We start from the raw sequence: 25,413 nt of genomic DNA, 5'->3' as shown, positions 1-25,413 counted from the left end.
TGAACGCTGGATGGCTCCCGTCAGTTACCAGACCTTGAGCGTGTAGTCGATGTTGACTCGGGTTTCGTTGTCACTTCGGAATGTCGAGGCTGCGCTTTGCTCGTTGCGATAGAACGCATTGCGCAAGCGCAGAGCGAGGCCCTTTGCCGGGCCTGACTGAATGACGTAAGCCAACTCCAGGTCTTTAGACGACTCCGTCAGGTCGCTGCCCCCCAGTTGCGGCAGGTCGATATTGGTACCTCGCAAATAGCGAACCATGCCGGTCAGCCCCGGTAGACCCACCGCGGCGAAGTTGTAGTCGTAGCGCGCCACCCAGGTCCGCTCCTTCGGATTGACGAAGTCTGCACTTAAAGTGCCGTCGCTGAGCACAGCGGGCTCTCCGCCAGCAATGTAAGGTAATGCCGTGTCGCCGGTCTGGTGCATGTAACCCATGCCCAGGGTGTGGGCGCCTAGCTGGTAGCTGAACATGGCGCCGGCGTTCAGGTTGTCTACTTTGCCGGCTTCTGCCCGGCCGTTTTCACGACTGTTGAAGACCCGAACGTCTGTTTTCAGTTTGCCAGGCCCTAGGGGGAGCAGGTGGATGCCCACTGCAAGGTCCTGCGTGTATAAATCCCTTAATTCGGCGTGAAAATAGCGAAGCGTCAATGCGTCGGACCAATGATAGTCGCCACCAATGAAGTCAAACCGCTCGGAGCTCGCGCCCTTCCTGAACCGACCGTTGGGCGACGCCAGTGATATCGGTTGATAGTCAGTAGAGTCCCGCAGGTTCACTCGATCCATGCGCCCGGAGTGCAGCGTCAGGTTGTCAATGTCATCGGAAACGGCATAGGCGCCACGAAAGGATTGCGGCAGTAAACGTGCAGGGCTTGCTGTGATCACCGGCAGGGCAGGGAACTGCGTGCCCACCGATAGCCGGGTCTTCGATATCTTCGCCTTGAGCGCTACGCCCAACTCTGAATATTCGTCTGCGACTTCACGGGTCTGCGGGTTGAAGGGCAGGAGCTGGGTACCGGTGCGATCGGGCGACGAGTCCAGCTTGAGTCCCAGCATGCCCGTGAGGTCCATGCCGAAACCCACGGTCCCTTCAGTGAAGCCGGAATTGGCCTTGAGGATAAACCCCTGGGCCCATTCACGAGCGGCGGAATAAGGGCTGGTTCCTTTGTAATCCCGGTCCAGGTAGTAATTGCGCGTCGTCAGGTTAACGCTGCTGTCGTCCACGAACCCTGCGTATACGGTGGACGAGGCGCAGGCTGTCGCCATGCCCAGGCAATAGAGCCCCGGGCATTTGATTGTGATTTTCATGTTATTTGTCCAGATCTTGTTCTTATGGTTTGCCCGGATCAGGCGTTTGACGCAGTACTCAGTTGCACTAGCCGCAGCGGCTTCAACAGCCAGACGACGAGGGCCGCGAAGACGAAAGCCAGGGCAAACAGCAAGTAAAGGTCGGCGGGTTGCCACTGGGCATCGATCAACCGGCCAGCTACCAATGGCGAGAGAATCGCCCCCGCGCGGCCGATACCAATCCCCCAACCCAGGCCGGTGACACGCTGGGTGGCGTTGTAGATGGTCGGGGTCAGGGCATAGAGCCCGGCGACGCAGCCGTTGACAAAGATTCCGATCAACAGGACCAGGGCGAAGGCCAGGTTCGGGATGGTCGTGAACTGCACGAACACAGCCAGCAGTACCGCATTGATCAGCAGGTAGGCCATCAGCACTCGCGACAGGCGAAAACGCGCCGCCAGCAAGCCGATCAGCGACGTGCCGAGAATGCCGCCGATGTTGAGCATCACGCCGCCAGTGATTCCCTGTTGGTTCGACAGGCCAGCAGAAACCAGCAGCCTTGGCGTCCAGCTCATTACAAAGTAGAAACCGAACATCACCAGGAAGAAGGCGATCCAGATGAGCAAGGTAGAACGCAGCAGGGCTGGTGAGAAGAGCTCGGCGAACGTCTCTCTCAGCGATTTACGGGCGTCCTGGCGCACCTCGGGCAAACGATCGACCGAAGCGATCGCGACGCGTTGCAGCAGTGTATTGATGCGTTTCAGCGCGTTCCGGGGTTGGCGGGACAGCAGGAATGCCAGGGACTCGGGCAACCAGAGTGCGAGGATCGGCAGGATCAGCAACGTTGTGATGCCACCGTAGAAAAACACCGAACGCCACCCCATGGAAGGGATGATCTGCGCCGCGATGATGCCTCCTATTGTTGCCCCCAGAGCGTAGGCCGTGGATTGCAGGCTGATGGCAAGACCGCGCCACTTCTTGTTTGCGTACTCCCCGGCGACCACATAGCTGCTGGCCAGGATGCCACCGATGCCAAGCCCGGTGATCAGCCGCAGCACACCCAGCACCTCGGGGGACGTTGCCCGCGAGGACGCCAGCATGCCGAGCCCCGCGATAGCGACACACAGCAGGATGAGCGGGCGTCGTCCGAAGCGGTCGGCCCAGGGGGCGATAAACAACGAGCCGATCGCCATTCCGACAAGCCCCGCGCTGAGCAGGTAGCCCAGGTGAATGCCACTCAGGCCCCAGTCGGCGGAAATAGACGCGGCGGTGAATGCCATCACCAATACATCGAAGCCATCGAGCATGTTGATCAGAAAGCAGAGCGCAATCACGCCCCACTGGAAGCTGACCATGGGTTTTTCGTCCAGCTGTTGCCCAATCGTTTGGCTCATGTGATCAGGCTCCGAAGCTGTGGGTAAGGGATGAGGGGGCGCGACGGACAGCCGAAGCCGCCCCGCTATGCAGGGGAAACAGTGCGTACATGTAGATACCTTCTTGTTTTTGTTGGTCTGTGGAGCATGCAAGGTGCCCGGGAGCCGGCGATTCGACTCCGGGGCGGCAGGGTGCTCAGATCGTGGGGACGTCTGAGTCAGCCGGTAAATTCAGCGTTCAGGCCGCGCTGAAGGTCTTGTGTGGATCAATGACAAATTTTTTCGGCACACCGGCATCGAACTCGCCATAGCCCTGTGGTGCCTGGTCCAGGCTGATCACCTGTACGCCGACCACTTCGGCGATGTTGATGCGGTCCCACATGATGGCTTGCATCAGTTGTCGGTTGTACTTCATCACCGGGGTCTGGCCGGTGTGAAAACTGTGGGACTTGGCCCAGCCCAGGCCGAAGCGAATGCTCAGGCTGCCGATTTTCGCGGCGGCGTCCACGGCACCCGGATCTTCAGTCACATAAAGGCCCGGGATACCGATTTTGCCCGCCACCCGCACCACGCCCATCAGCGAGTTGAGCACGGTGGCCGGCGCTTCATGTTGCACTCCGGCATGGCCGTGACCACGTGCTTCGAAGCCTACGGCGTCGACGGCACAATCCACTTCAGGCTCGCCGAGCAGTGCGGCGATCTGTTCGTGCAGCGGCGTGTCCAGCGACAGGTCGGCGATTTCGAAGCCCTGGGCCTTGGCGTGAGCCAGGCGCACGGTGTTGACGTCACCGACGATGACTACCGCGGCGCCGAGCAGGCGGGCGGATGCGGCAGCAGCGAGGCCGACCGGGCCGGCCCCGGCGATGTACACCGTGCTGCCTGGACCGACGCCAGCCGTAACGGCGCCGTGGTAACCGGTGGGCAAGATGTCGGAGAGGCAGGTCAGGTCGCGGATTTTCTCCATCGCGCGGTCGCGGTCCGGGAGTTTGAGCAGGTTGAAGTCGGCGTATGGCACCATCGCGTATTCGGCCTGTCCGCCGGTCCAGTCGCCCATGTCGACATAACCATAAGCGCCACCGGGACGTGCCGGGTTAACGCTCAGGCACACACCGGTATGCATTTCCTTGCAGGAGCGGCAGCGCCCGCACGCCACGTTGAACGGCACGGACACCAGGTCGCCGATTTTCAGGTTCTCGACGTCGCTGCCTTTCTCGATGACTTCGCCGGTGATCTCGTGGCCCAGCACCAGACCGGTTTGAGCAGTGGTCCGGCCGCGCACCATGTGTTGGTCGGAGCCGCAGATATTGGTGGAGATAACCTTGAGAATGACCCCATGCTCGATCTTGCGACCACGCGGGTCCTGCATTTTCGGATAGTCGATTTTCTGTACTTCTACCTTGCCCGCGCCCAGATACACCACACCACGATTGCCAGACATACGTATTCCCTCAGTGAAGTTGTTGTGCTCAAACGGTCGATTGGCGAAGTTGTTCAATGATGCGGCGGGCGCGATTGGCACCGACGTCCACGTGGATGTCGATCATCGGGCGCGTGCCGAACCGGCACATGTTCTGGTACTGGGCCTCGATGACTTCCTTGTCTTCATCGAAGGTCAATACAGTTTGCTCAACCACCTTGGCCTTGATGGTTTCGGGGTCGCTCTCGGGGTTGGTGGCAATGGTCCAGAAGTAGTGACTGGTGGTTTCGGTTTCTGGTGTTACCCCATGGAATCCGCGCATATGGAAGCCACCACGATCGGGGTCATCGAGAGAATCGGTGCCGGCATCCACCGCACCGGTCCAGATACGCAGATGACTGACGTGAAACTCGATTTCCTGCCAACGGTCGACGGTGCCTTTGAACGGGTAGGCGGCCGTGTAGGTAGGTGGCGGAACCGAGTCCGGCATGTGGCGCACCACCCGTACCACATCACCTTCACCTTCGACACTCATCCGCGCATTCATGTGGATGCTGGCATTACCACCGATGGTGCGCAGGTGGACATAACCCAGATGACTCAAGTCCATGAGGTTGTCGTGGATTAATTGGTAAGGCGCGTTGTAGTGATAAACGCTACCTTCGAAAAGGTATTTGCCACTGCTGTGAACAGAGTAGGTTGGCGGTTCACAGTCCGGTTCCGGCTGAGCCTGGCTGCCAAACCAGATCCAGACGATTTGATCCTGTTCACGCACGTGATAGGCGGGCACTTTGGCCTTGCTGGGGATCTTGTCCTGGCCCGGGATTTCGACGCACTTGCCACGTTCATCGAACAGCAGGCCGTGGTAGCCACAACGAATGCCGGTTGCTTCGAGTGTGCCGTTCGAAAGTGGCAGTGCTCTATGGCAGCAGCGGTCTTCAAGGGCTGCGACTTCGCCGTTGGTTTTGCGAAACAACACCACAGGTTTGTTGAGTAATGTGCGGCCGACGGGTTTGTCCTTCAACTCCCACCCCAAGGCAGCGACGTACCATTGGTTCAGGGGGAAGCTGGGCAAGGCGGGCGCTGGAATTTCTTCGGCAAGCGCTTGGAGAGAGGATGTATTCATGGTGTTCTCCTTGACGTTATTGGAGTTCAGAGATCAAGAACCAGGCGTGATGATCTGGCGCGCGAGCAGCAGGGGGTAAAGCGATCGTTTGCGGCTTGTTCCACCGCTGTCAGGAACTGGTCCCGATGCTCCGGGATGCCCTTGAGCACACGGGTTACGCAGGTGCCGCAGACGCCTTGTTCGCATGACGACTCGATCGCTATGCCGGCCTCGTCGAGCACTTCGAACACGGTGCGTTCGGCAGGAATCTGAAAAACCTGTCCGGTACTTGCCAGCTCGACTTCGAAGGGTGCGTTGGCGCTTTGATCGACGGGGGCAGCGGCGAAAAACTCTTTATGTACGCGGTCCTGCGACCAGCCAGCGTTCTGCGCCGTATCGAGGATGTAGTTCATGAAACCGGTCGGCCCGCAGACATAGAGATGGGTGCCAGCGTCCGGGGCTGCCAGCACGGTCGACGCATCCAGCTTCTGTATTTGAGCGCCACTGTCGTCATGTAACTTGATGCGACCGGCGAATGGGGTTTGCGCAAGCATCGCAACGAACGCCGCCCGTTCGCTTGATCGAAAGCAGTAGTGCAACTCGAAGTCGGCTCCTTGATTTGAAAGCTCATAGGCCATGGCCAGCATGGGCGTGATACCGATACCGCCGCCAAACAGCAGGTGGCGGTTGGCCGAGTGTTCAAGTGGAAAAAGGTTGCGCGGAGTGCTGATAGTGAGCGTTTGCCCCTGCCGTACCTGTTCGTGCATGGCCTTGGAGCCGCCACGGGAAATCGGATCCTTGAGCACGCTAATCAGGTAGCGATGACGCTCCTCGGGATCGTTGCACAAGGAGTACTGGCGGGTGAGGCCCTCGGCAATATGAATGTCGATGTGGGCACCGGCCTGGAACGCCGGTAGCGCGCTGCCGTCTACAGCGCATAACTCGAAACTGCAGATGCCTTCGGCTTCGTCTGCTTTGCGGGTGACGTTGACTTGAAGCATGACTTGTCCCTCCACACTTAAGTGGCTGCTGAAAAAATGCATGAGTTAGAGCAACAGCTGGGAAGGGGTCAGCCGCTCGCTGGCACGTGGGCGACGACTGTTTGCTCGAGCAAGGAGAAGGGGATGAAGTTGGAAGAGTTCATGACCAGGACCTGATAATTATTTTTATGTGGCAGGGTGACGGCCTATCATGCAGGCAATCAGCCGTGACGTTCGGTAGAGAAATCCTCCGATTATTTAGTTGCGGTGTCAACTAATATTCAAAGACCCGCCGATCCAAGGTGTTTGCTCAATGTCCGTAGAATCTCAGCTGAACCTGTCTCGTTATGTCCCAGCGCTATTGAATTTTCTGTCCAACAAGCTCTCTTCGGGCGCATCGCAGTGCTATCGCAAGCATTTCGGCATAGGTGTGGTCGAGTGGCGAATGCTCTCGATGCTCGCCGTGGAAAATGCCATCACCGCCAATCGAATCTGTCAGACGATCGGTCTCGACAAGAGTGCGGTCAGCCGTTCATTGCAGACGCTCGAAGCTGCAGGGCATATCTGCAGCCAGGTCGATTCAAAGGACGCACGACGCTACACCGTCAGCCTGACTGAAAGCGGAAAAGCGCTGCATGGCCGAGTGCTGAAGGTTGCATTGGAACGAGAGCGGCGGCTGCTCAGCGGGCTCTCTGCCAAGGAAGTGGACACCCTGATCGAGTTGCTGGGCCGCATGCATGCCCAGGTGTCCAACGTGAACGACTACGATCCGGTAGACGCTTGAGCCTGCGTTTCAGATATCGCGATTGCCGATAGGTCACATCCCGACAAGCGATTAGTCAGCGCCGCTGTGTCACGGCAACCTGTGCCCGTCGCCCGGTCTTTGCGGCCAAGTGACGCGCATCGGTTCACGCCATTATTGCTGGCCGAACGTTGCAGGTGACATTGCCTAAAAAACAATAAAAGAAGGCTCGTTCGATGGCTATTCGCTTCATCGTTGCATCCCCGCGTGCGCCTTTCGATCGTACCCCCGCCATTTTCGGAGGTTTGCTAAGCCACCTCAGTGTCGGCGGCAAATTGTTGCTGGGCTTCGGCCTGGTGCTGATCTGCACGATGGGCATGGCATTCACCGCCTGGTATTCGGTGCAGGTCACCCAGTCGAGCGCCACACAGTTACGCGTACTGGATCGTCAGAAAGCCAACCTTGCCCAAGCGCGAGTTGCAGAGAAGGATTTCGGTATGCAGCCGTCGCTGGACGCGGCCAGGCAGGTCGAGGACGCTTTGCGTCAGCTTCAGATCGGTTCGCCGCTTGCGCGTCCGGGCGAAGACTTCGCGCGTACGCTTGCAGACTCATCCGATCGGTACCTGAAGGCATTCAAGGCATATGCCGAGGCGCGCCAGCAGGCGTTACAGGCGAGGATGCGCATGCAGTTGCTGGCGGAGACGACGGGGCAGCGTTTCAGTGAAGTGTTCCTCGACCAACTGGACGATATCAATCTGGATGTTGAACAGCACAACGTGCCGGAGGCGCAGTCAATGCAGCATTTGGAAGAGGCGGCCTCATTACGCGAACGCCTTGCCAGTCTGCGCGACAGCGAGCTGTATTTTTCCCTGGATCCGCAAAAGCGTTACCAGGACGACTGGGTCAACCGGGTAAATGAGCTGGGTACTGCGCTAAGCAGCCTGAGTTCACAACTTGATGGGGACCGACGTCGTGCTCTGGATGAGGCCAGCGCAGCATTGACCGAATATCGTCAGGCCTTTTTGGCTTATGCCGTCAGCGGTGAACAGGCCATGGCGCAACAGGTGAACATGTCGACTTCGGCAGAGAAAGTGACGGGGCTGCTGGAAGACGAGCGCGTCAGGGCTGCGCAATCTTATGAATCACTCCGCCAGCGCCTGGACCTGCAACTTGCCGCAATGGTGCTGCTGGCGGTGGTGCTCAGTATCATTGCGTGCCTTGTGATCCGACGCTCTATTGTCACACCCCTGAAGTTGATGCTGGGTCTGGCGCAACGTGTGGCCGCAGGTGATCTGAAGGACAGCCCCGCGCAGCTCGCTCGCCAAGATGAATTGGGCCAACTGAGCCGCGCTATCGACCTGATGTTGCAGGCGCTGCGCAGTCTTGTGGTGCGAATCGGCAGCGATGTGCAACAGCTTGACTCAGCCGCTGCCACCTTGGGTGCAATGGTACAGCGCACAGGGCAGGGCGTACGTGCACAGCGCGAACAGACCGCTGCGGTGGTTGAGGCAATGCAGCATATGACCCAAGCGGCTGCGCAGGTCAACCAGCAAGCCGCTGGCAGCCAGGCAACGCTGGGCGAAGCCTGCGAACTGATCCATCAGGGGGACGATCTGGTACGACAGGCCAGTCAAAGCCTGCAGCGGCTGTCGCGTGAAATGACCAGCAGCGCAAGTTCCATGGAGCTCTTGCAAACCGAAAGCCAGGCTATCACCCGTGTGCTGGACGTGATCAGCGCCATCGCCGAACAGACGAATCTATTGGCCTTGAATGCCGCTATCGAAGCCGCACGCGCCGGTGAACATGGTCGTGGTTTTGCCGTAGTGGCGGACGAAGTGAGGGCGCTCGCCAGTCGAACGCGTGCCTCGACTGGCGAGATCGACAGCATGATCAGACGTCTCGGCCAGGTGACTGGCGACACTGCCGCCAGTCTGTGCGATAGCCAGCGACTGACCGCCGAAGGCGTTGATCTGACAGTACGCGCGAGCCTGGTTCTGGATGCGATTACCGAGGCCATCTCGCGTGTTGAAGGCACCGGCAAGCGCATCGTCCACGCCGCATCGACCCAACACGACATCGTCTGCCGCGTCGATGCAGCCCTTGGCCAGGTTGATAGGGTGGTAGAGCAGAATGCCGAGGAATGCGCTCGTCTGGACATGGCGAATGGCAATTTGCAGCGCCTGAGCGTCAGCCTTGGAGAAGCGCTTGGAGCGTTTCAAAGCGACCCTGTGGATTGAGCATCCATCGGTGATGATCAATCATTCCTGTAAACCAGAATGGACACAGCATGCGTTATCGACGTCTTGACCTGAACCTGTTGGTGGCCCTGGATGCCTTGTTGAGCGAGTGCAGCGTCAGCAGGGCCGCCGAACGTTTGTGCCTGGGCCAGTCGGCAACCAGTTCGGCACTCGGGCGTTTACGCGAGCATTTCAATGACCCGTTGCTGGTTCAGGTAGGACGGCGCCTGGAGCCCACGGCATTGGGTTTGGAGCTGCTGCCCAAGGTGCGTCAAGCCCTGGCATTGACGCGGGAGATTGTCGATGCACCGGTCAATTTCGAACCGGCCAATTGCACTCGACACTTCACGTTGGTGGCTTCCGACTACGTGGCTGGGGTGCTGCTGCCGGCGGTCAGTCGTGAATTGGCCCGTATCGCGCCCGGCGTGCGCTTGAGTCTGCGGGATATGCCAGTACCGCGTGACGGTGATGTAGTCAGCGAAGCGCTCGATTATCGTCGCAGTGATTGTGTGATCGTGCCGCAGCGACGGTTGAATCCGGCGTACCCCCATTTACCCTTAATGAGTGATGAGCTCTGTTGCATTGTCTGCGCTCAGCAGTCGCAATTCGCCGATGGTTTGAGCCTGGCCAACTATTGCGACGCAGAGCACGTGGTCCGCGAGTTTGCCGATGGCCGAAATCTGGCGATGGATGCCGTGCACCTGCATGAGCTGGGCGTTCAACGGCGAGTGGCGGTGGCCCTTGAAAGCTTCGTACTGATGCCCGAATTTATCGTCGGTACCGCGCGAATCGCTACCGTATTTCGTCGACAGGCGCAGCGTTTCGCTCAGCATTATCCACTGCGTATCCATCCAGCACCGCTGGCGTTTCCCGAGGCCGTTCAGGTGCTGCAATGGCATCCCTATCAAGACCATGACCCGGCCATGCTGTGGTTTCGCGGCCTCTTGCTGGAACAGGCCGCGTTGCTCGATCAGTTGGGCATCTGATCGCCGTTGTCTGCCAGCAGTCCAACCTGGTCGATAGCCTGTAAAGCGCATCGCTCGTCGTTGTCCGAAGTGTCGCCGCTGATACCAATAGCGCCGAGGATCAGGCCCTCGGCATTGCGAATCAGCACACCGCCGGCTACGGGAATCACTTCGCCGCCAGTCAGGCTGTTGATGGCGTCGAAAAATGCAGGCATCGCTTGTGCGCGCCGGGCCAGTTCACGCCCGCCAAAACCCATTCCGAGACAGCCACGGGCCTTGCCGGTGGCTATTTGCGGCCGAAGAAAACTCGCGAGTTCATCGCGCAGGACGGCCAGCGGATGACCTGCGGCATCCAACACGGCAACCGCCAATGGTTTAACCGCCGTTTCCCGGGCGATGCGCATAGCGCTGCTGGCGATGTCGATGGCGGTCATCAGGTCGAGTCGTTGCATGGCGTCAGTCCTCATAGCGCCCACTTGCCCAATTGGGCAACACGGTCGCGGGTGTAAAGATCCGTCCATTTCAGCGAGTTGAAATCAGACACCTGTTTGGGATTGTAGGGGCTGCGTTCCATGCGTACGGGCCGGCCGGCCTTGTACACGGCTTTAAGGCGTGAGCGGTCTTGCAGAATGCGGATGTCGTGCAAGGGTGAACCGTCGAGCAGCAGGAAATCTGCTTGCTTGCCCACTTCGAGGGAGCCGATGGTCTCACCGCGCGGCATGCAGCGAGCGCCGACTGCAGTGGCGGCGTACAACGCTTCTGCCGCTGTGAAGCCCAGACGGGTGACCAGCAATTCCAACTCGCGAGCGTGCCATTCGCCATAAGGCGTCACCGCGAAACCGCTGTCGCTACCACAAGCGAAAGGCACCCCGGCGGCCTTGGCACGCTTGAGCACGGCCGAACCCACTTCCAGGGTGCGCGCGCAGTAGCCAGCGTAGCCGGTACTGATGGCCGGATCGTGGGGTTGGCAGAAATCCACGGTGTTTTGAGGGAACGTCATGGTCGGGGCGAGGATGCTACCGGCCTCGAGCAGCGCTTCAATGCACTCATCGTCCATATAAAAGGCGTGAAACACCAGGTCGACACCTGCGCGAGCGGCGTACATCACTGCTTCGCGGCCATAGGCGTGAGTCGCAACCTTGCAGCCCAGGCGATGCGCTTCTTCAACCATTTCACGGGTTTCTTCAGCGGTGAAGGCGGCGATGATTTCGCCATTCGGGCGGCGGTGGGTACCGTCCATGGCGATCTTGATCAGATCGACACCGTCCTTGGCCTGTTTGCGAATTTCCGCCAATGCATCGCTGCGGCTGGTGACCAGGCACGCGGTGAAGTATTCCGCAGTACCGACGCGGCTCGGGAACCAGTCATTGAGGCTTTGCCGGTTGGTGATGACCCGGCTGCTGGCGGCAATGCGCGGGCCTTCGAACAAACCGGCGGCGATTGCATTGCGCACCGCGATGCTGAGCTGGCCGCTATCGCCCGGGCAGACCATGCTGGTCACACCGGCGGCCAGCACGTGCTGGGCGAAGAACATGCCTCGCAGCGCGCGGAACTCGTCACTGGTCCAGATATCGATGTCTTCTTCGCTCTGGGCGTTGCCGAAGGCCAGATGGGTGTGCACATCCACCAGGCCCGGCATGACAAAGTTATCGCCGGCGTCGATCAGGGTGTCTCCCGGTTGCGGTTGCGGCTGCGGCGCCAGGGCAGTTGGGCCAACATACGACAGCAGGCCGTTTTCGACGACCAGTGTCTGCTGTTGACGGGTTTGCAGGCCAGTACCGTCGAACAAGGTCTGGCATTTGAGGTGCAGGGCGTTCATGGCGTTTTCACTTTGCTGATTGTTATGCAAAGCGAGGCTAGGGCGAGGCCAGGGTGGCCACCAGCAACTTGCATCAATGCCCGTGTATTGATGACATCGATAGCTGCGGTACATCAGCAGCGTCGGGGCCTTTGCGGCTTTGCGTGCCCCCAAGGGACGAGTATCGCGAGTTGCGATGGCTGGCAGACCAGCTCGTTCCCTGGCACACGTGCGCCCGACTGAATTAACGCAAAACGCCGGAAACCTTTAGGGTTGTCCGGCGTATTTCATGCTGCGCGAAGCCCGTTAAGCGGTGTGTCCACCCAGCGTTTCGGCAATCCAGTCTGCAATGTAATGTCCGGCATTGATGCTGTTATCGAAGCTGGAATGCTGCACGCCACCTTCTCGTTCGGTGAAGATCTTCAGCTCGCGTTTTGGACTGTTGACCAGTTGCTCGTAGGTACGCTGCGCCCACTTCAGCGGAATCTGCGAATCCTTTTCACCGTGGGTAACCAGGAACGGCACTTTGATCCGATCCAGTACGCCATCCAGATGCACGTTTTCGGCGATGGCCATGAATTCATCCATGTCTTTTGCACCCCACACCCAGCACACGTGCGCCCAGTAATGCGGTACGGGGAAACTGCCTTCCTTTTCCAGTCGACGCTTCTGCACATCGCGCCAGTCATGGTTTGCACCCCACACCACACCGCAGGCAAACCGTGGTTCAAACGCCACCGCACGCGGGCAGTAATAACCGCCGAGTGAGACGCCTTCCAGGCCAATACGTGTCGCATCCACGTCGCTTCGGGTTTCCAGCCAGTCAACCACGCGGCTGGCCCAATGCTCGCTGTCGAAGCGAGCGATCAGGTTATGCAGGCGCAGCGCTTCACCTGTTCCGGGTTGGTCGATGATCAGCGATGAGATACCGCGCTTTGCCAACCAGGCCGGCAGGCCGACGCGGTATTTCATTTCTTTGGTCGAGTCCAGGCCATTGACCTGCACCAGGATCGGCGCCGGACCGGAAACGCCTTCAGCACGTACCAGCAGGCCGGAGATGTGTTTGCCCTCATAGGGGATTTCAACGCGCTCACAGTTCTCCCGTGACAGCTCGATGCCGCGTTTGAATGTCTGCAAAAAGCGCTGGTACAGCTCGGTACGACCAGGAGCACCGTGGGCTTGAAGGCGTTCGCAGGTGAGGTAATAAGTGGCGGCGCGGCTGTATTTTTCGCCCGCCGACAGCAACCGGCCATGACCCTCGTCTTCTTCAGCCAGGCCACAGAGTTTGTCGGCCATCTTCGCCCAGGTTTCGCGGAATGCCTTGGTTCCTGCGGCGTCGGGCTGCTTGGCTGCCTCCTGCAATGGTGCGCACATCTCTTCGATTTCGCCTATGCGAGCGCCCATCTCGATGGCCAGGTCGACCGAAAGATTCCACACATAATTGGTTGGAAAGTAGCGAAACATGATTGTTGTTGTCCTTGTGGTTGCCTTGAAGGTTACAAGGCAAGGTAAGGACGCGCCGACCATTACGCCAATCGTGACTCGGGATGGGAGGTATCGCGGCGGGCGATAGGAGGGTTTTCCAGGTTCTGGATAACTTCGCTGATGCGCTCGCGCAGCCAGCGGTGCATCGGGTCGCCTTCGACGCTGCGATGCCAGAGCATGACTTCACGCATGACTGGAATCTTCACGGGAGGATTGAGGATGCGTAACGGCAGGTGCTCGGCGTACAACCGTGCCAGACGCTGGTGCATGGTGGCGATGCGCTGGGTGCCGACGACCAGTTGCGGCAGGGTGTTGAAGTCGTTGGTGACGACTTCGATACGGCGGTTGAAGCCGTACTGGTTCATGAACCACTCTTCGATGCTCAAGTGCCGGCTGCGACCAAACCCGACTGAAACATGGCCCATGTCCATGTACTGCTCCAGGCTCAGGCTGTCGCCGACCAGGGTATTGCCGTCCCACACCACGCAGACGTGTTCCTCTTCGAACAGCAGCTTGTGGGGGTGGCCGTCGATGATGTAGCGCTCAGGCACGATCATCAGGTCAACTTCGCCGCGAATCAGCAACTCACCGCTATTGTCGCCGGGGCCGAGCATCTCGAAGGTGATGTTGGGCGCTTCCTGATGGATTGTCTGAATCACCTGGGCAAACAGCACGCTGATCAGGTAGTCCGAGGTCACCAGGCGGAAGTGACGCTTGCTGGTGGTAGGGTCGAACACCGGCTTGGCGGTGATAGATGACTTGATCGTCAGCAATACTTCGCGGATCGGCGTGGTGAGCTCCCGGGCATAGGGCGTGGGTTGCATTTTTCGGCCGACTTGCACCAGCAACTCGTCTTCGAAATAGGTACGCAAACGTCCCAACACACCGCTGGTGGCAGATTGCGTCATGTGCAAGCGTTCGGCGGCGCGGGTAATGTTCTGTTCCTCGAGCAACACATCGAGGGCTACCAACAGATTCAGATCCAGGTGGTTGAAACGCATCAGGCATGTCCGGTTTTGTATTTATTTTCGCGATACATTCGGATGAATACATCAGCGCGTCAACCCTCTCGCCGTTTCTTTTGCTCTTCGCAAAAAACGCGCCCCCGGAAATTCCTGGTATCGCGATTTCCGATAGGTCACATCCCGACACTCGATTAGTCAGCTGCCAAAGCGCCCGGCAATCTTCACGGCAGTCGGCGTTCTTGCCGACACCACCACCGGACAGCCTGCGTTGCTGATGGGCCTATCGAGCCTGCGGCAGATTCGTCCGGATACTAATTTCAATGGAGTGGTAGCCATGAACATCCTTGGCCTTGATGCCCTGATCTTCGGCGTCGATGACATCCAAGCCTGTACCGATTGCCTGCGTGATTACGGCCTTGCGCCTGTCGCCGTCGACAGCAACGGCGGGCGCTTTGAAGCATTGGACGGCACCGCCGTGATCATTCGGCGGGCGGACGATCCGCGCTTGCCTGCCGCCCTTGGTCCGGCACCGTCGATTCGTGAAACCGTCTACGGCGTCGCCAGCGCTGCCGACCTGGACGCCATCGAAGACGAGCTGGCGCGAGATCGCCAGGTCACCCGCGATGATGATGGCGTGCTGCACAGCATCGACGACATGGGGTTTGCAATCGCCTTTCAGGTCACTGTTCGCAAGGCTTACAACGCGCCGGACGACCTGACCAACGCCGCCGGCCATGCGCCACAGCGTCCGCTTAATCAGCCCGGTATCACCCTGGAAATGGAGGCCACGCCACGCACTTTGTCGCACGTGGTGTATTTCGTCCCCGACGCGGCCAAGGCAGAAGCCTTCTACGCCGAGCGTCTGGGCTTCAAAACCACAGACACCTTCATCGGCGCGGGTCCATTCATGCGCCCGGCAGGTTCCGATGACCACCATTGCCTGTTCATGATCCAGACCCCGCCTCACATGAAGGGCTGCGAACACTTCACTTTCCACATGGGCAGCGGCACCGAAGTGCTGCTGGCCGGAACACGCTTCGAGCAAAAAGGCTGGACCAGTTTCTGGGGCCCTGGCCGTCACCTCTTTGGCTCCAACTGGTTCTGGTATTTCAACAGCCCGCTGGGTTGCCACATTGAATACGACGCCGACATGGACAAGCACGATGACGCCTGGGAAGCGCGCCGTGCACCGCTGTCGGCGGATAACTCGCAACTGTTCCTGTTCAACTCCAAAGAAAAATGGGCACCCGGCGGCCCGCCACCCAAAGCGTTGTAGGCGCGAGCCTGTTCCGGGCGGCGTGCCGACGGCGCAGGTCAATGATGTCGCGGGGAGCCTGACGCCCCGCGGTGCTCTCAGGTTTTTCGCGAGCAAGCTCGCTCCTACATAGGTTTGTGTCATGAGCCACAGTGATTTTTACCTGTGCCGGGTGGACGAACTGGTGGAAGGGCAGGCACGCGGATTCGATCCATTGCAGCGCGGCAGAGACAGTGTTTTTGCCTTGGTGCACGAGGGACAGGTGCGGATTTACCGCAATAGTTGCCCACATCTGGACGTACGCCTGGAGTATCGCAAAGACCGGTTTCTCTCGGCGGATGGCCAGTTGATCGTCTGTTACGCCCACGGTGCACAGTTCCTGCCGAGTACCGGTAAATGTATCTACGGCCCCTGTTTGGGCCAAGAACTGGAGGCGTTGCCGTGGCGTATGGAGGAGGGCTGGCTGGTGCTGCAAATCCCCGAGATCGGCAGCGCGCCACCTCAAGTCGAGGTATCGCGTTTGGCGATACATCGCATCCCTACTCGCGATTAGTCAAATCCCTGCTTTGACGGGAAGCTGGACCTAACGACGCAGTGCCTGGCGCTGCAGCGAACCACAAGAATAAAAAGTGAGACAACCATGAGTGCAGTGAACAAAGTTCTGATCGTGGGCGGTGGCATTGGCGGCTTGTGTGCGGCCATCGCACTGCGGCGCAAGGGCATTGAGGTCGACCTGATCGAACTCAAGTCAGAGTGGACGGTTTACGGTGTCGGCATCATCCAGCAGAGCAACGTGGTCCGCGAAATGGCCAAGCTGGGCGTGCTCGACGGTTATCTTGATGCGGCCTATGCCTTTGAAGACGTCGCTATCTATGGGCCGGCCGGTCAGCAGCTGGCGCGCATCCCGGGCCAGCGCCTGGCAGGGCCTGCGTATCCGGCCAACGTCGGTATCTCGCGCCTGGCGCTGCACAAAGTCCTCAGTGAAACGGCGCTGGAGCTCGGCGCTAAAGTGCGCCTGGGTCTGAGCGTTGAATCCCTGAATGACACAGGCGAGAGCGTGGAGGTGCTGTTCACCGATGGCACTGGCGCTGGCTACGACCTGGTGGTGGGTGCTGACGGCCTGTTCTCCAAGGTTCGCAGTTTGCTGTTCGGCGACACCTACACGCCGCGCTTCACCGGCCAATCGGTGTGGCGCTACAACTTCCCGCGCGATCCGCACATCGATCACCTCGCCAACTACCAGAGCGCCGAAGGCAACGCGGGCCTGGTACCGCTGGCCGGTGACCTGATGTACCTGTTCCTCACCTCCCATGAACCTTCCAACCCGTGGATGGACCCGAAGACGCTGGCCGAGCAGATGCGCCAGCGCTTGCAGGGTTTTACCGGCCTCATCGGCGAACTGCGTGAGCAAATCACCGACAACAGCCAGGTGGTTTACAAGCCGATGGAAGTGGTCTTCGTCAACGAACCCTGGTACCGCGGCCGTGTCCTGCTGATCGGCGACGCTGCCCACGCGACCACGCCACACCTTGGTCAGGGCGCCGGCATGGCAATTGAAGATGCCATCGTGCTCAGCGAAGAACTGACTCGCGACGGCGGCATCGAGCAACAGCTGCAGCGCTTTATGGATCGCCGTTTCGAGCGCTGCAAGTACATCAGCGAAAGCTCTGTGCTGGCCGGTGACAAGGAAATGCAGCACGACCGGGAGTTCGACCGCATCGGTCTGGTCAAGCAGATGCTCGCACGCACCGCCGAGCCCATCTGATTCGACTTCATCCACAGCAGTTACCACTATAAAAACAAGAGGTTAACGCGATGGTTAGTTCCACGACTGCGACGCTTGCGCGCCGCCCGGTCAGCATTTCTGCACCCTTTGGTTTCACCTTGGCCGCGGCTTTGGTTCTGTGTAGCCAGGCGGCCCATGCCTTTCAGGTTGATACCGGCAATCCGGATTTCAAACTGCGCTGGGATAACACGGTGAAGTACAGCGCCGCGTGGCGAGCCCAGGATCCAAGCAGCAAACTGACCCAGGGACAGGTTGCGCTCAACCAGGACGACGGTGATCGCGCCTTCAACAAAGGCCTGATCTCCAACCGTTTGGACGTCCTCTCCGAACTGGATATGTCGTTCAAAAGCGTTGGCGCACGCCTCAGTGGTGCCACTTGGTACGACACTGAATACCAGCACGACAACGATAACGATGACCCGACACGCGCCAACGCCCGTTCGGTGGCCTACGACGAATTTACCGATGACACTCGCCACCTGCATGGCGGTGATGGGGAGTTGCTGGATGCGTTTGTGTACTGGAACGGCGACGTAGCCGACCGTGCCACGTCGGTGCGTGCAGGGCGTCACGGGTTGATCTGGGGCGAGAGCCTGTTCTTCGGGGCCAACGGCATTGCCGGTGGCATGGGGCCGGTCGACGTGGTCAAGGCGCAGTCCGTACCCAACACCCAGTTCAAGGAAATCACCCGGCCAGTCAATCAACTGTCCGGGACTTTCCAGCTGACCGACGACGTCTCGCTCGGCGCCTTTTACCAACTGGAATGGGAGGAGACACGTCTGCCGGGCGCAGGTAGTTATTTCTCCACCAGTGACACCATCGGCGAAGGCAATGAACGCCTGATCGTGGGCGCGCCATTCCCTGCGTTCCTCGGCGGCAATCCCGGCAGCCCGGCGGCGTTTTTCCATGGCAATGACAAGGAAGCGAAAAGTTCGGGGCAGGGCGGCCTGCAGTTGAAGTACAGCGCCGAGACGGTCGAATACGGTCTGTACGCCATTCAGTACCACGACAAAACCCCCAAGCTGTACCTCAAACCTTCCACCGGTGTGCCGAACTTCAGTACCGGCCAGGTCGGCGAGTATTACTGGGTGTACCCGGAAGACATCCGCGCCTTTGGAGCGAGTTTTTCCACCACCGTCGACGAATACAGCTTCGCCGGTGAAGCCTCGATGCGCTGGAACATGCCGCTGGTTTCCAACGGTCAGACCGTCCTGCCTGGCGTTGTCGCTGACAACGATGACGACGCCCTCTACGCCGTCGGCCGTACCGCCCACGTCAACCTCAACGTGCTGGCCTCATTCGGACCGAACTTCCTTGCCAGGGAATCGGGACTGGTCGGCGAGATCGCCTGGAACCGTCTGCTGAGTGTCACTGAGAACCGGGCCGCCCTTGACCCCAATGCCACCGATGACGGTCTGGGTTTCAAGGTGGTCTACACCCCGACCTACCGCCAGTTCTTCTCCGGCATCGATATCAGCATCCCGGTCGGCATCAGCTACTTCCCCCTGGGCAAGTCGGCGGTTGTCAGTTCCTTCGGCCCGGACAACGGTGGCGATATGAACATCGGCATCACCGCGACTTACCTGGATCGCGTTACCGCTGGCCTGACCTACACGCATTACTACGGCGCCGAGGACACCAACCTCAACGCCGCCAACCAATTCAATTTCAAGCAATCGCTGAAAGACCGGGATTACCTGGCTTTCTCCGTCAAGACCACGTTTTAAGAGGACTTGCGCATGACCCACAACAAAAAGACCGGAGCCTTCAAGCTCAAAACCCTTTGCCTTGCACTGCTGGGTAGCCTGGCCATTTGCAGCCAACTGACGCTGGCGGCGACGGCTGAAGACGCGGCCAAGCTGTCGAAAAACCTGACGCCTTTCGGGGCCGAGCGCGCCGGCAATGCCGACGGCACCATCCCGGCCTGGGACGGTGGTTACACCAAGGTCGATCCATCGTTCAAGGAGGGTGGCAAACGTTCCGATCCGTTCGCCGCGGACAAACCACTGTTCAGCATCACCTCGAAAAACCTTGCGCAATACGCCGCAAAGCTCAGCGATGGCACCAAGGAAATGTTCAAGCGTTTCCCCGACACCTATCGCATTGATGTGTACCCGACCCGTCGTACAGCTGCCGCGCCGCAATGGGTGTATGACAACACCCTGAAAAACGCCACTCGCGCCAAACTGGTCGACAGCAGCGCCGGCCCCGTCCCCGAAGGCGCCTTTGGCGGCATCCCGTTCCCGGTCCCGCAAAACGGCGCCGAAGCCATGTGGAACCACGTGCTGAATTGGCGCGGTACCTCCCTGTCGATGCATTTTCGTCACTACCTGATGACCGCCGATGGCAAGCAGGTCATGACCACCGACGGCCAGGCGATCCAGGAGATGCCGTATTACTACCAGGAAGGGACGCCGGAGTCGTTTGCCGGTGACTACTGGATGTTCCGCCTGCTCAACGTCGGGCCACCATTGCGCGCCGGCGAGCAAATTCTGGGCCGTACCAACATCAACGGCGACCTGTCCCAGGCCCACGTTTACCTGACCGGGCAACGCCGCGTGCGCAAGCTGCCGAATGCTTGCTGCGATACGCCGACACCGGCGACTGCCGGGGTGATGTCGTTCGACGAATTGAGCGTATTCCAGGGCCGCATGGACCGCTTCAACTGGAAACTGGTGGGCAAGCAGGAGATGTACATCCCCTACAACACCAACAAGGTGCAAGCCGCCGCCAAGCCTGAAGACCTGTTCCTCGCTCATCACATGAACCCGGATTACGTGCGTTGGGAATTGCACCGGGTCTGGGTGGTCGAGGCCGACCTGGCACCGGGCAAACGTCACCAATTGCCGAAAGGTCGTTACTACCTGGACGAAGACACCTGGCAAGCCATTCTGGGCGACCGCTGGGACGCCAACGGCCAACTGGCCAAGACCCTGTGGTCGTTGCCGGCAGTACTGCCGGACCTGCCTGCCCAGGCGCAATTGTCTTCGGGCTTCTATGACCTCACCTCTGGCGCCTGGTTTATCCAGAACGTCTACACCGGCCAGGCAGAGCAGTACAGCGTGGTGGATCGCTACAAGGCCTCCGAGTTTTCGCCAGCGGCGATGGCGGGTGCCGGGGTTCGTTGATTCGGACCGGATCGCGGCTTGATCAGCGTGGTCCGGTTTCAAACGGTTTTTCGAGGTCGGTAATGAACAGATTCTCTCAGGTGGTTGGTCGGCTGATGTGGCTTATGGCGCTGCCTGTGGCGTTGCCGTTGACGCTGGCCCATGCCGCTGTGGTCGGTGACACGCTCAACACACCGGCGATGCAAGCGCCGCAAGCGAAATCTGCGGTGCTGCTGGACCTGGCCCGTGCGGGGGCACGGTTGGTGGCGGTGGGGGAGCGGGGCATCGTGCTGCTTTCCGATGACAACGGTGTCAACTGGCGGCAAGCAGCGGTACCGGTTTCCGTCAGCCTGACGGCCGTGCAGTTTGTCGACGCCAACAGCGGCTGGGCGGTAGGGCATGGCGGTGTGGTGCTGGCCTCCCGCGATGCAGGTGAACACTGGACCGTACAACTGGACGGCCTGCGAGCGGCACAACTGGAGTTGTCCGCTGCCCGCGAGCAATTGCCTTCTGCCAACGACCAGGATGCCGCCGCTGCGCGTGTGCAAACGGCTGAAAGGCTAGCTGCGGAGGGCGCTGACAAACCGTTTCTCGCCCTGCAGTTCGCGGATGCCCGACACGGTCTGATCGTGGGGGCGTACGGCCTGGCATTTCGCACCGAAGATGGCGGCACCACCTGGCAATCGATCATGGGGCAAATCGATAACCCGATGGGCGCGCACTTGTCTGCCATCGCTCAACAAGGAGAGCACTGGTTCCTGGCCGGCGAGCAGGGTTATCTGGCTCGTTCGATGGATGCCGGTAAGTCTTTCAGTCAGTTGCAAAGCCCTTACGCGGGGAGTTTCTTCACCCTGCAAATGCGCGATGACGGTGTCTTGTTAGTGGCCGGTTTGAAGGGCAATGCTTTTTCCTCCAGTGACCTTGGCGAGAGCTTCCATCCGGCGCCGGTATCGATGCCGGTGTCTTTCAGCGATGCGATCCGCACCGATGACGGCCAGTTGCTGCTGGTCAATCAGAGCGGCGCCTTGTTTCGCACCCACAACCAGCCTGGCGCATTGCTGCAGCCCTACGGAAAACCGCTGGGCAAGCCCGTTGCCAGTGTCATCCAGGCCGCCGATGGCAGCCTGACGCTGGCTGGTTTCACTGGGTTGACGCGCGTATCGCCGTCAATCGCTACTGCTTCGGAGTGAGGTTATGAAGTCTTTCGACAACGCCACGGCCAGCCTGGCGAATTTCGATCCACGCTCCGGTTCAGTGGTGGAACGCACGCTGTTCAACCACCGCCTGTGGGTGCTGTTGGTGTGTGTGCTGACCACCTTGGTGCTGGGGTATCAAGCCACCCGCATCGAACTCAATGCCAGCTTCGAAAAGATGATCCCCACACAGCAACCCTACATTGCCAACTACCTTGAGCATCAGAAACAGCTCACTGGCCTGGGCAATGCGTTGCGTATTGTGGTCGCCAACCGGCACGGCGACATCTACGATGCCGAGTACCTCAAGACCCTGCAGGCCCTCAGCGACCAACTCTACCTGCTGCCGGGCGTTGACCGGGCGTACATGAAGTCGCTATGGACCCCGGCCACGCGCTGGGTCGCCGTGACCGAAGACGGCCTCGACGGTGGCCCGGTGATCCCGGATGACTACAGCGGCACCGCCGCCAACCTCGATGCGCTGCGCCGCAACGTGCAGCGTTCCAATGAACTCGGGCAATTGGTGGCTTTCGACCAGACGTCGAGCATCATCTACGTGCCGTTGCTGGCCGCCACTTCTGACGGCAAGCCGCTTGATTACGCAGTGTTGTCCGAGCAACTGGAGACGCTGCGCAGCACATACCAAAGCGCCAATATCGACATTCACATCACCGGTTTCGCGAAAAAGGTCGGCGACCTGATTGACGGTCTGAAACAGATCCTGCTGTTCTTTGCCGTGGCGATCCTGATCACCACCGCCGTGCTGTTCTGGTACACCCGCTGCCTGCGCAGTACCGTGCTGGTGGTGCTGTGCTCGCTGGTGGCAGTGGTCTGGCAGCTCGGTTTGCTGCCATTGCTGGACTACCAACTGGACCCGTATTCGGTGCTGGTGCCTTTCCTGGTGTTTGCCATCGGCATGAGCCACGGCGCGCAGAAAATGAACGGCATCATGCAGGACATCGGCCGAGGCATGCATCGGGTGGTGGCGGCGCGATTCACCTTCCGCCGGCTGTTCCTGGCCGGGTTGACGGCGCTTCTTTGTGATGCCGTAGGTTTTGCGGTGCTGATGCTGATCAAGATCCAGGTCATTCAAGACCTCGCGGTGATCGCCAGCATCGGCGTGGCGGTGTTGATTTTCACCAACCTGATCCTGCTGCCGGTGTTGCTCTCATATGTAGGCGTTTCACCGCGCGCGGCACAACTGAGCCTCAAGAGCGAACAGGCCGAGCAAAACGGTCAGACACGGCATGCCTTCTGGCGTTTTCTGGATCTGTTCACCCATCGCCGCTGGGCCAGCCTGTGCATCGCCATCAGCCTTGCGTTGGCCGCTGTGGGCTTTGTGGTCAGCCTGCAACTGAAAATCGGCGACCTCGACGCCGGTGCGCCGGAGCTGCGTGCCGATTCGCGCTACAACCAGGACGATGCATTTCTGACCCGTCATTACGGCGCCAGCAGCGACCTGTTCGCGGTGATGGTGAAAACGCCGGCCAGCAGCTGTGCACGCTACGACATCCTGGCCAAGGTCGATGCCCTGGACTGGCAACTGCGCGCCTTGCCGGGTGTGGATTCGACCAATTCGCTGGCGTTGCTGAACCGGCGCATGCTGGTTGGCCTCAGTGAAGGCAACCCGAAGTGGTACGAGCTGCAGAACAACCAGGCGATGCTCAACATGATCACCGCCAGTGCGCCGCGTGGCTTGTACAACGAAGACTGCAGCCTGTTGACCCTGTACGCCTACCTCACTGACCACAAGGCCGAGACGCTGACCCGCCTGGTCGAGCACGTGGAAAAATTTGCCGCGGCGAATAACACCGATGAGGTGCAATTCCTCCTGGCCGCCGGTAACGCCGGCATCGAAGCGGCGACCAATATCGTGGTCAAGCAAGCCAACCGCGAGATGCTCGTCTGGGTCTATGGCGCGGTGATTCTGCTTTGCCTGATCACGTTCCGCTCCTGGCGCGCGACGGTGTGTGCGGTGATCCCCTTGATGCTGACGTCCATCCTCTGCGAAGCCTTGATGGTCTGGCTGAACATCGGTGTGAAAGTCGCCACGCTGCCGGTCATCGCCCTGGGCGTCGGCATCGGTGTCGACTATGCGTTGTACGTGATGAGCATTCTGCTGGGTCATCTGCGCCAAGGGGCGAGCCTGTCCGAAGCCTATTACCGCGCACTGGTTTCCACCGGCAAGGTGGTGATGCTGACCGGAATCACCCTGGCCATCGGCGTAGCAACCTGGACCTTTTCACCGATCAAGTTCCAGGCCGACATGGGCGTGCTGCTGGCGTTCATGTTCGTCTGGAACATGGTCGGTGCACTGGTGTTGCTGCCGGCACTGGCGTACTTCCTGTTGCCCGCACGCAGCGAGGCGCAGGGGGACGTTGTGCCGATGACAGTGACTAACGTGGCGGTTTCTGATTCGGCGGTAGTTGCCAACATTCATCACCTGCGCATCAAGGAGCCGTGCCATGGTCGCTAATGTCTTTGTGGAAAACACACACCGACAGGCCGGATGGGCGCAATCGCTGTTGTTGCTGCTGGGCAGCTGTTTACCGGTGCTGGGCGCGGTACTGCTGGCCCCGGTATTGCCGCGGATGCAGGCGCATTTTGCCGATGTGGCCGGCAGCGCCGTGCTGGTCCCAATTGTGTTGACCCTGCCGGCATTGGTGATTGCTCTGCTGGCGCCGTTCGCCGGGCTGATCGCCGACAGACTGGGACGCAAGCCATTGCTGCTGGCCAGTATGTTGCTGTACGTCCTCTGTGGCGTGCTGCCGCTTTGGCTCGACTCGCTGCAGGCAATTGTGCTCAGCCGTGCGGGTATCGGATTGGCCGAAGCGGGCATCATGACCTGCTGCACCACGTTGATGGGCGACTATTACAGCGGTGCCAAACGTGAACGGTTGTTTGCCTTGCAGATGGTCGCTACGTCGTTGTCCGCTGCGGTTTTTATCGCAGTGGGTGGTTTCCTCGGGGAAAACGACTGGCGCACCCCGTTTGCGCTGTATGCAGTGGGCCTGATTTTCCTGCCGCTGATGGCCTGGAAGCTATGGGAACCCCAGGCCCGCCCGCAGCCTGAACAAACAACGCAGCCGCTACTGGCAGGAAAATTTCCGTGGCGCTCGCTCACGCCCCTGTATGCGCTGTCGCTGTTGGCGGGTTTGAGTCTGTTTATTGTGCCGGTACAGGCCGGTTATCTGCTCAACCTGCTGCACGTGGATGCCCCGCAACAGATCGGCATGACCATGGGTGCCAATCAACTGGGCGTGCTCATCGGTGCGCTGAGCTTCCGCTTGTTCAGCGGGATGCGCGGCCAATACATGCTGTTGATTGCCTATGTGCTGGCGGGCATCGGCGGGCTGTTGATGGCTGGGGCCCTGACCCACGTACAAGTGGTGGTCGCAGTGACGATCAGCGGCCTGGGCATCGGCCTGATGTTGCCGACGCTGATCACCTGGATCATGGCGCAAGTCGATTTCCATCAGCGTGGGCGAGCGGCGGGGTGCTTTACCGCGGCCATTTTCGCTGGCGAGTTCATCAGCCCACTGGTGGTGCTGGGCATGACCCGTGGTGAAGCCTCGGCGCTCCCCCATGCGTTGGCCATTGTGGGTGGGGGGCAACTGTTGGTAGCGGTGTTTTGCCTGGCGGTGCCCCGGCTCGGTGGCCTGTCGCCCCACGCGAATGTTGTTGTCGGTGGCACCACCATCGGCGACGGAAACTGAACGAGGAT

At 59.8% G+C, this 25,413-nt stretch carries 20 protein-coding genes and 1 pseudogene; 12 read left to right on the top strand and 9 right to left on the bottom strand.

All coding sequences use genetic code 11. The features are described from left to right. Nucleotides 1-24: 24 nt before the first annotated feature. The 5 genes from ASE98_RS15040 to ASE98_RS15020 all read right to left on the bottom strand — a co-directional run bounded on the left by ASE98_RS15040 (nt 25) and on the right by ASE98_RS15020 (nt 6,177). Nucleotides 25-1,302 carry an OprD family porin gene (locus ASE98_RS15040; protein WP_156465510.1) on the bottom strand — a complete coding sequence of 426 codons (1,278 nt, stop codon included), beginning with the start codon at nt 1,300-1,302 and terminating at the stop codon, nt 25-27. A gap of 38 nt (nt 1,303-1,340) precedes the next feature. Next, a complete protein-coding gene (locus ASE98_RS15035; protein WP_060542126.1) occupies nt 1,341-2,675 on the bottom strand; it encodes an MFS transporter in 1,335 nt (444 codons plus the stop codon). Nucleotides 2,676-2,892: 217 nt separating this feature from the next. Then, on the bottom strand, nt 2,893-4,092 hold the full coding sequence (gene fdhA, locus ASE98_RS15030) for a formaldehyde dehydrogenase, glutathione-independent (RefSeq protein WP_060542125.1): 1,200 nt from the start codon (nt 4,090-4,092) through the stop codon (nt 2,893-2,895). 28 nt (nt 4,093-4,120) lie between these two features. After that, nucleotides 4,121-5,197 carry an aromatic ring-hydroxylating dioxygenase subunit alpha gene (locus ASE98_RS15025; protein ID WP_060542124.1) on the bottom strand — a complete coding sequence of 359 codons (1,077 nt, stop codon included), beginning with the start codon at nt 5,195-5,197 and terminating at the stop codon, nt 4,121-4,123. Nucleotides 5,198-5,223: 26 nt separating this feature from the next. Next, nucleotides 5,224-6,177, bottom strand: coding sequence for a PDR/VanB family oxidoreductase (locus tag ASE98_RS15020; protein WP_060542123.1), 954 nt, complete (start codon nt 6,175-6,177; stop codon nt 5,224-5,226). A 292-nt stretch (nt 6,178-6,469) separates the two neighbouring features. On the opposite strand from ASE98_RS15020, the gene ASE98_RS15015 reads away from it, so the two are divergent. The 3 genes from ASE98_RS15015 (at nt 6,470) to ASE98_RS15005 (ending at nt 10,121) form a co-directional block, all read left to right on the top strand. After that, complete coding sequence (locus ASE98_RS15015) at nt 6,470-6,940, top strand: MarR family winged helix-turn-helix transcriptional regulator (protein WP_060542122.1); 471 nt, start codon at nt 6,470-6,472, stop codon at nt 6,938-6,940. 194 nt (nt 6,941-7,134) lie between these two features. Continuing rightward, a complete protein-coding gene (locus ASE98_RS15010; RefSeq protein ID WP_082457553.1) occupies nt 7,135-9,135 on the top strand; it encodes a methyl-accepting chemotaxis protein in 2,001 nt (666 codons plus the stop codon). Between the two features lie 50 nt (nt 9,136-9,185). Beyond that, nucleotides 9,186-10,121 carry a LysR family transcriptional regulator gene (locus tag ASE98_RS15005; RefSeq protein WP_060542121.1) on the top strand — a complete coding sequence of 312 codons (936 nt, stop codon included), beginning with the start codon at nt 9,186-9,188 and terminating at the stop codon, nt 10,119-10,121. Here ASE98_RS15005 and ASE98_RS15000 read toward each other — a convergent pair. The 4 genes from ASE98_RS15000 to ASE98_RS14985 all read right to left on the bottom strand — a co-directional run bounded on the left by ASE98_RS15000 (nt 10,106) and on the right by ASE98_RS14985 (nt 14,384). Beyond that, nucleotides 10,106-10,552, bottom strand: a complete 447-nt coding sequence (locus tag ASE98_RS15000) for a GlcG/HbpS family heme-binding protein (RefSeq protein WP_060542120.1) — start codon at nt 10,550-10,552, stop codon at nt 10,106-10,108. The two genes, ASE98_RS15005 and ASE98_RS15000, sit on opposite strands and share 16 nt — an antisense overlap. A gap of 11 nt (nt 10,553-10,563) precedes the next feature. Beyond that, nucleotides 10,564-11,919: a metal-dependent hydrolase family protein gene (locus tag ASE98_RS14995; protein ID WP_060542119.1), complete on the bottom strand. Its 1,356-nt coding sequence runs from the start codon at nt 11,917-11,919 to the stop codon at nt 10,564-10,566. 285 nt (nt 11,920-12,204) lie between these two features. Continuing rightward, nucleotides 12,205-13,362: an alpha/beta hydrolase family protein gene (locus tag ASE98_RS14990; RefSeq protein WP_060542118.1), complete on the bottom strand. Its 1,158-nt coding sequence runs from the start codon at nt 13,360-13,362 to the stop codon at nt 12,205-12,207. 62 nt (nt 13,363-13,424) lie between these two features. Next, nucleotides 13,425-14,384, bottom strand: a complete 960-nt coding sequence (locus ASE98_RS14985; RefSeq protein ID WP_060542117.1) for a LysR family transcriptional regulator — start codon at nt 14,382-14,384, stop codon at nt 13,425-13,427. Between the two features lie 298 nt (nt 14,385-14,682). Between ASE98_RS14985 and ASE98_RS14980 the strand changes: the two genes are divergently transcribed. The 9 genes and pseudogenes from ASE98_RS14980 to ASE98_RS14945 all read left to right on the top strand — a co-directional run bounded on the left by ASE98_RS14980 (nt 14,683) and on the right by ASE98_RS14945 (nt 25,405). Continuing rightward, on the top strand, nt 14,683-15,624 hold the full coding sequence (locus tag ASE98_RS14980) for a VOC family protein (RefSeq protein WP_060542116.1): 942 nt from the start codon (nt 14,683-14,685) through the stop codon (nt 15,622-15,624). Between the two features lie 22 nt (nt 15,625-15,646). Then, a pseudogene (locus tag ASE98_RS27260) lies at nt 15,647-15,733 on the top strand (outer membrane lipoprotein carrier protein LolA); the annotation flags it as partial. 12 nt (nt 15,734-15,745) lie between these two features. Then, on the top strand, nt 15,746-16,156 hold the full coding sequence (locus ASE98_RS14975) for a Rieske (2Fe-2S) protein (protein WP_060542115.1): 411 nt from the start codon (nt 15,746-15,748) through the stop codon (nt 16,154-16,156). 87 nt (nt 16,157-16,243) lie between these two features. Then, nucleotides 16,244-17,368 (top strand): FAD-dependent oxidoreductase, encoded by a 1,125-nt coding sequence (locus tag ASE98_RS14970; RefSeq protein ID WP_060542114.1) that lies wholly within the window; start codon nt 16,244-16,246, stop codon nt 17,366-17,368. Nucleotides 17,369-17,418: 50 nt separating this feature from the next. Continuing rightward, nucleotides 17,419-19,116, top strand: a complete 1,698-nt coding sequence (locus tag ASE98_RS14965) for a DUF1302 domain-containing protein (RefSeq protein WP_060542113.1) — start codon at nt 17,419-17,421, stop codon at nt 19,114-19,116. 12 nt (nt 19,117-19,128) lie between these two features. Next, complete coding sequence (locus ASE98_RS14960) at nt 19,129-20,517, top strand: DUF1329 domain-containing protein (protein ID WP_060542112.1); 1,389 nt, start codon at nt 19,129-19,131, stop codon at nt 20,515-20,517. A gap of 62 nt (nt 20,518-20,579) precedes the next feature. After that, complete coding sequence (locus tag ASE98_RS14955) at nt 20,580-21,686, top strand: WD40/YVTN/BNR-like repeat-containing protein (RefSeq protein ID WP_060542111.1); 1,107 nt, start codon at nt 20,580-20,582, stop codon at nt 21,684-21,686. Between the two features lie 4 nt (nt 21,687-21,690). Further along, the gene (locus ASE98_RS14950) at nt 21,691-24,165 is read left to right on the top strand and encodes an efflux RND transporter permease subunit (protein ID WP_060542110.1); all 2,475 of its coding nucleotides are present in this window, start codon (nt 21,691-21,693) and stop codon (nt 24,163-24,165) included. After that, nucleotides 24,155-25,405: an MFS transporter gene (locus ASE98_RS14945; protein ID WP_060542109.1), complete on the top strand. Its 1,251-nt coding sequence runs from the start codon at nt 24,155-24,157 to the stop codon at nt 25,403-25,405. The genes ASE98_RS14950 and ASE98_RS14945 overlap by 11 nt, the downstream gene beginning before the upstream one ends. The last annotated feature ends 8 nt before the right edge of the window (nt 25,406-25,413 follow it).

This window comes from Pseudomonas sp. Leaf48 (genome assembly GCF_001421885.1).
In the GTDB taxonomy this organism is placed as follows: Bacteria; Pseudomonadota; Gammaproteobacteria; order Pseudomonadales; family Pseudomonadaceae; genus Aquipseudomonas.
The sequence above is the reverse complement of the archived record's forward strand: the minus strand, read 5'-3'. Positions and strand labels throughout refer to the sequence as shown.

Bases quoted from the DNA above. Each gene is read 5' to 3' on its own strand.
- ASE98_RS15040 (WP_156465510.1), bottom strand. From the start codon at position 1,302: ATGAAAATCACAATCAAATGCCCGGGGCTCTATTGCCTGGGCATGGCG.
- ASE98_RS15035 (WP_060542126.1), bottom strand. From the start codon at position 2,675: ATGAGCCAAACGATTGGGCAACAGCTGGACGAAAAACCCATGGTCAGC.
- fdhA (WP_060542125.1), bottom strand. From the start codon at position 4,092: ATGTCTGGCAATCGTGGTGTGGTGTATCTGGGCGCGGGCAAGGTAGAA.
- ASE98_RS15025 (WP_060542124.1), bottom strand. From the start codon at position 5,197: ATGAATACATCCTCTCTCCAAGCGCTTGCCGAAGAAATTCCAGCGCCC.
- ASE98_RS15020 (WP_060542123.1), bottom strand. From the start codon at position 6,177: ATGCTTCAAGTCAACGTCACCCGCAAAGCAGACGAAGCCGAAGGCATC.
- ASE98_RS15015 (WP_060542122.1), top strand. From the start codon at position 6,470: ATGTCCGTAGAATCTCAGCTGAACCTGTCTCGTTATGTCCCAGCGCTA.
- ASE98_RS15010 (WP_082457553.1), top strand. From the start codon at position 7,135: ATGGCTATTCGCTTCATCGTTGCATCCCCGCGTGCGCCTTTCGATCGT.
- ASE98_RS15005 (WP_060542121.1), top strand. From the start codon at position 9,186: ATGCGTTATCGACGTCTTGACCTGAACCTGTTGGTGGCCCTGGATGCC.
- ASE98_RS15000 (WP_060542120.1), bottom strand. From the start codon at position 10,552: ATGCAACGACTCGACCTGATGACCGCCATCGACATCGCCAGCAGCGCT.
- ASE98_RS14995 (WP_060542119.1), bottom strand. From the start codon at position 11,919: ATGAACGCCCTGCACCTCAAATGCCAGACCTTGTTCGACGGTACTGGC.
- ASE98_RS14990 (WP_060542118.1), bottom strand. From the start codon at position 13,362: ATGTTTCGCTACTTTCCAACCAATTATGTGTGGAATCTTTCGGTCGAC.
- ASE98_RS14985 (WP_060542117.1), bottom strand. From the start codon at position 14,384: ATGCGTTTCAACCACCTGGATCTGAATCTGTTGGTAGCCCTCGATGTG.
- ASE98_RS14980 (WP_060542116.1), top strand. From the start codon at position 14,683: ATGAACATCCTTGGCCTTGATGCCCTGATCTTCGGCGTCGATGACATC.
- ASE98_RS14975 (WP_060542115.1), top strand. From the start codon at position 15,746: ATGAGCCACAGTGATTTTTACCTGTGCCGGGTGGACGAACTGGTGGAA.
- ASE98_RS14970 (WP_060542114.1), top strand. From the start codon at position 16,244: ATGAGTGCAGTGAACAAAGTTCTGATCGTGGGCGGTGGCATTGGCGGC.
- ASE98_RS14965 (WP_060542113.1), top strand. From the start codon at position 17,419: ATGGTTAGTTCCACGACTGCGACGCTTGCGCGCCGCCCGGTCAGCATT.
- ASE98_RS14960 (WP_060542112.1), top strand. From the start codon at position 19,129: ATGACCCACAACAAAAAGACCGGAGCCTTCAAGCTCAAAACCCTTTGC.
- ASE98_RS14955 (WP_060542111.1), top strand. From the start codon at position 20,580: ATGAACAGATTCTCTCAGGTGGTTGGTCGGCTGATGTGGCTTATGGCG.
- ASE98_RS14950 (WP_060542110.1), top strand. From the start codon at position 21,691: ATGAAGTCTTTCGACAACGCCACGGCCAGCCTGGCGAATTTCGATCCA.
- ASE98_RS14945 (WP_060542109.1), top strand. From the start codon at position 24,155: ATGGTCGCTAATGTCTTTGTGGAAAACACACACCGACAGGCCGGATGG.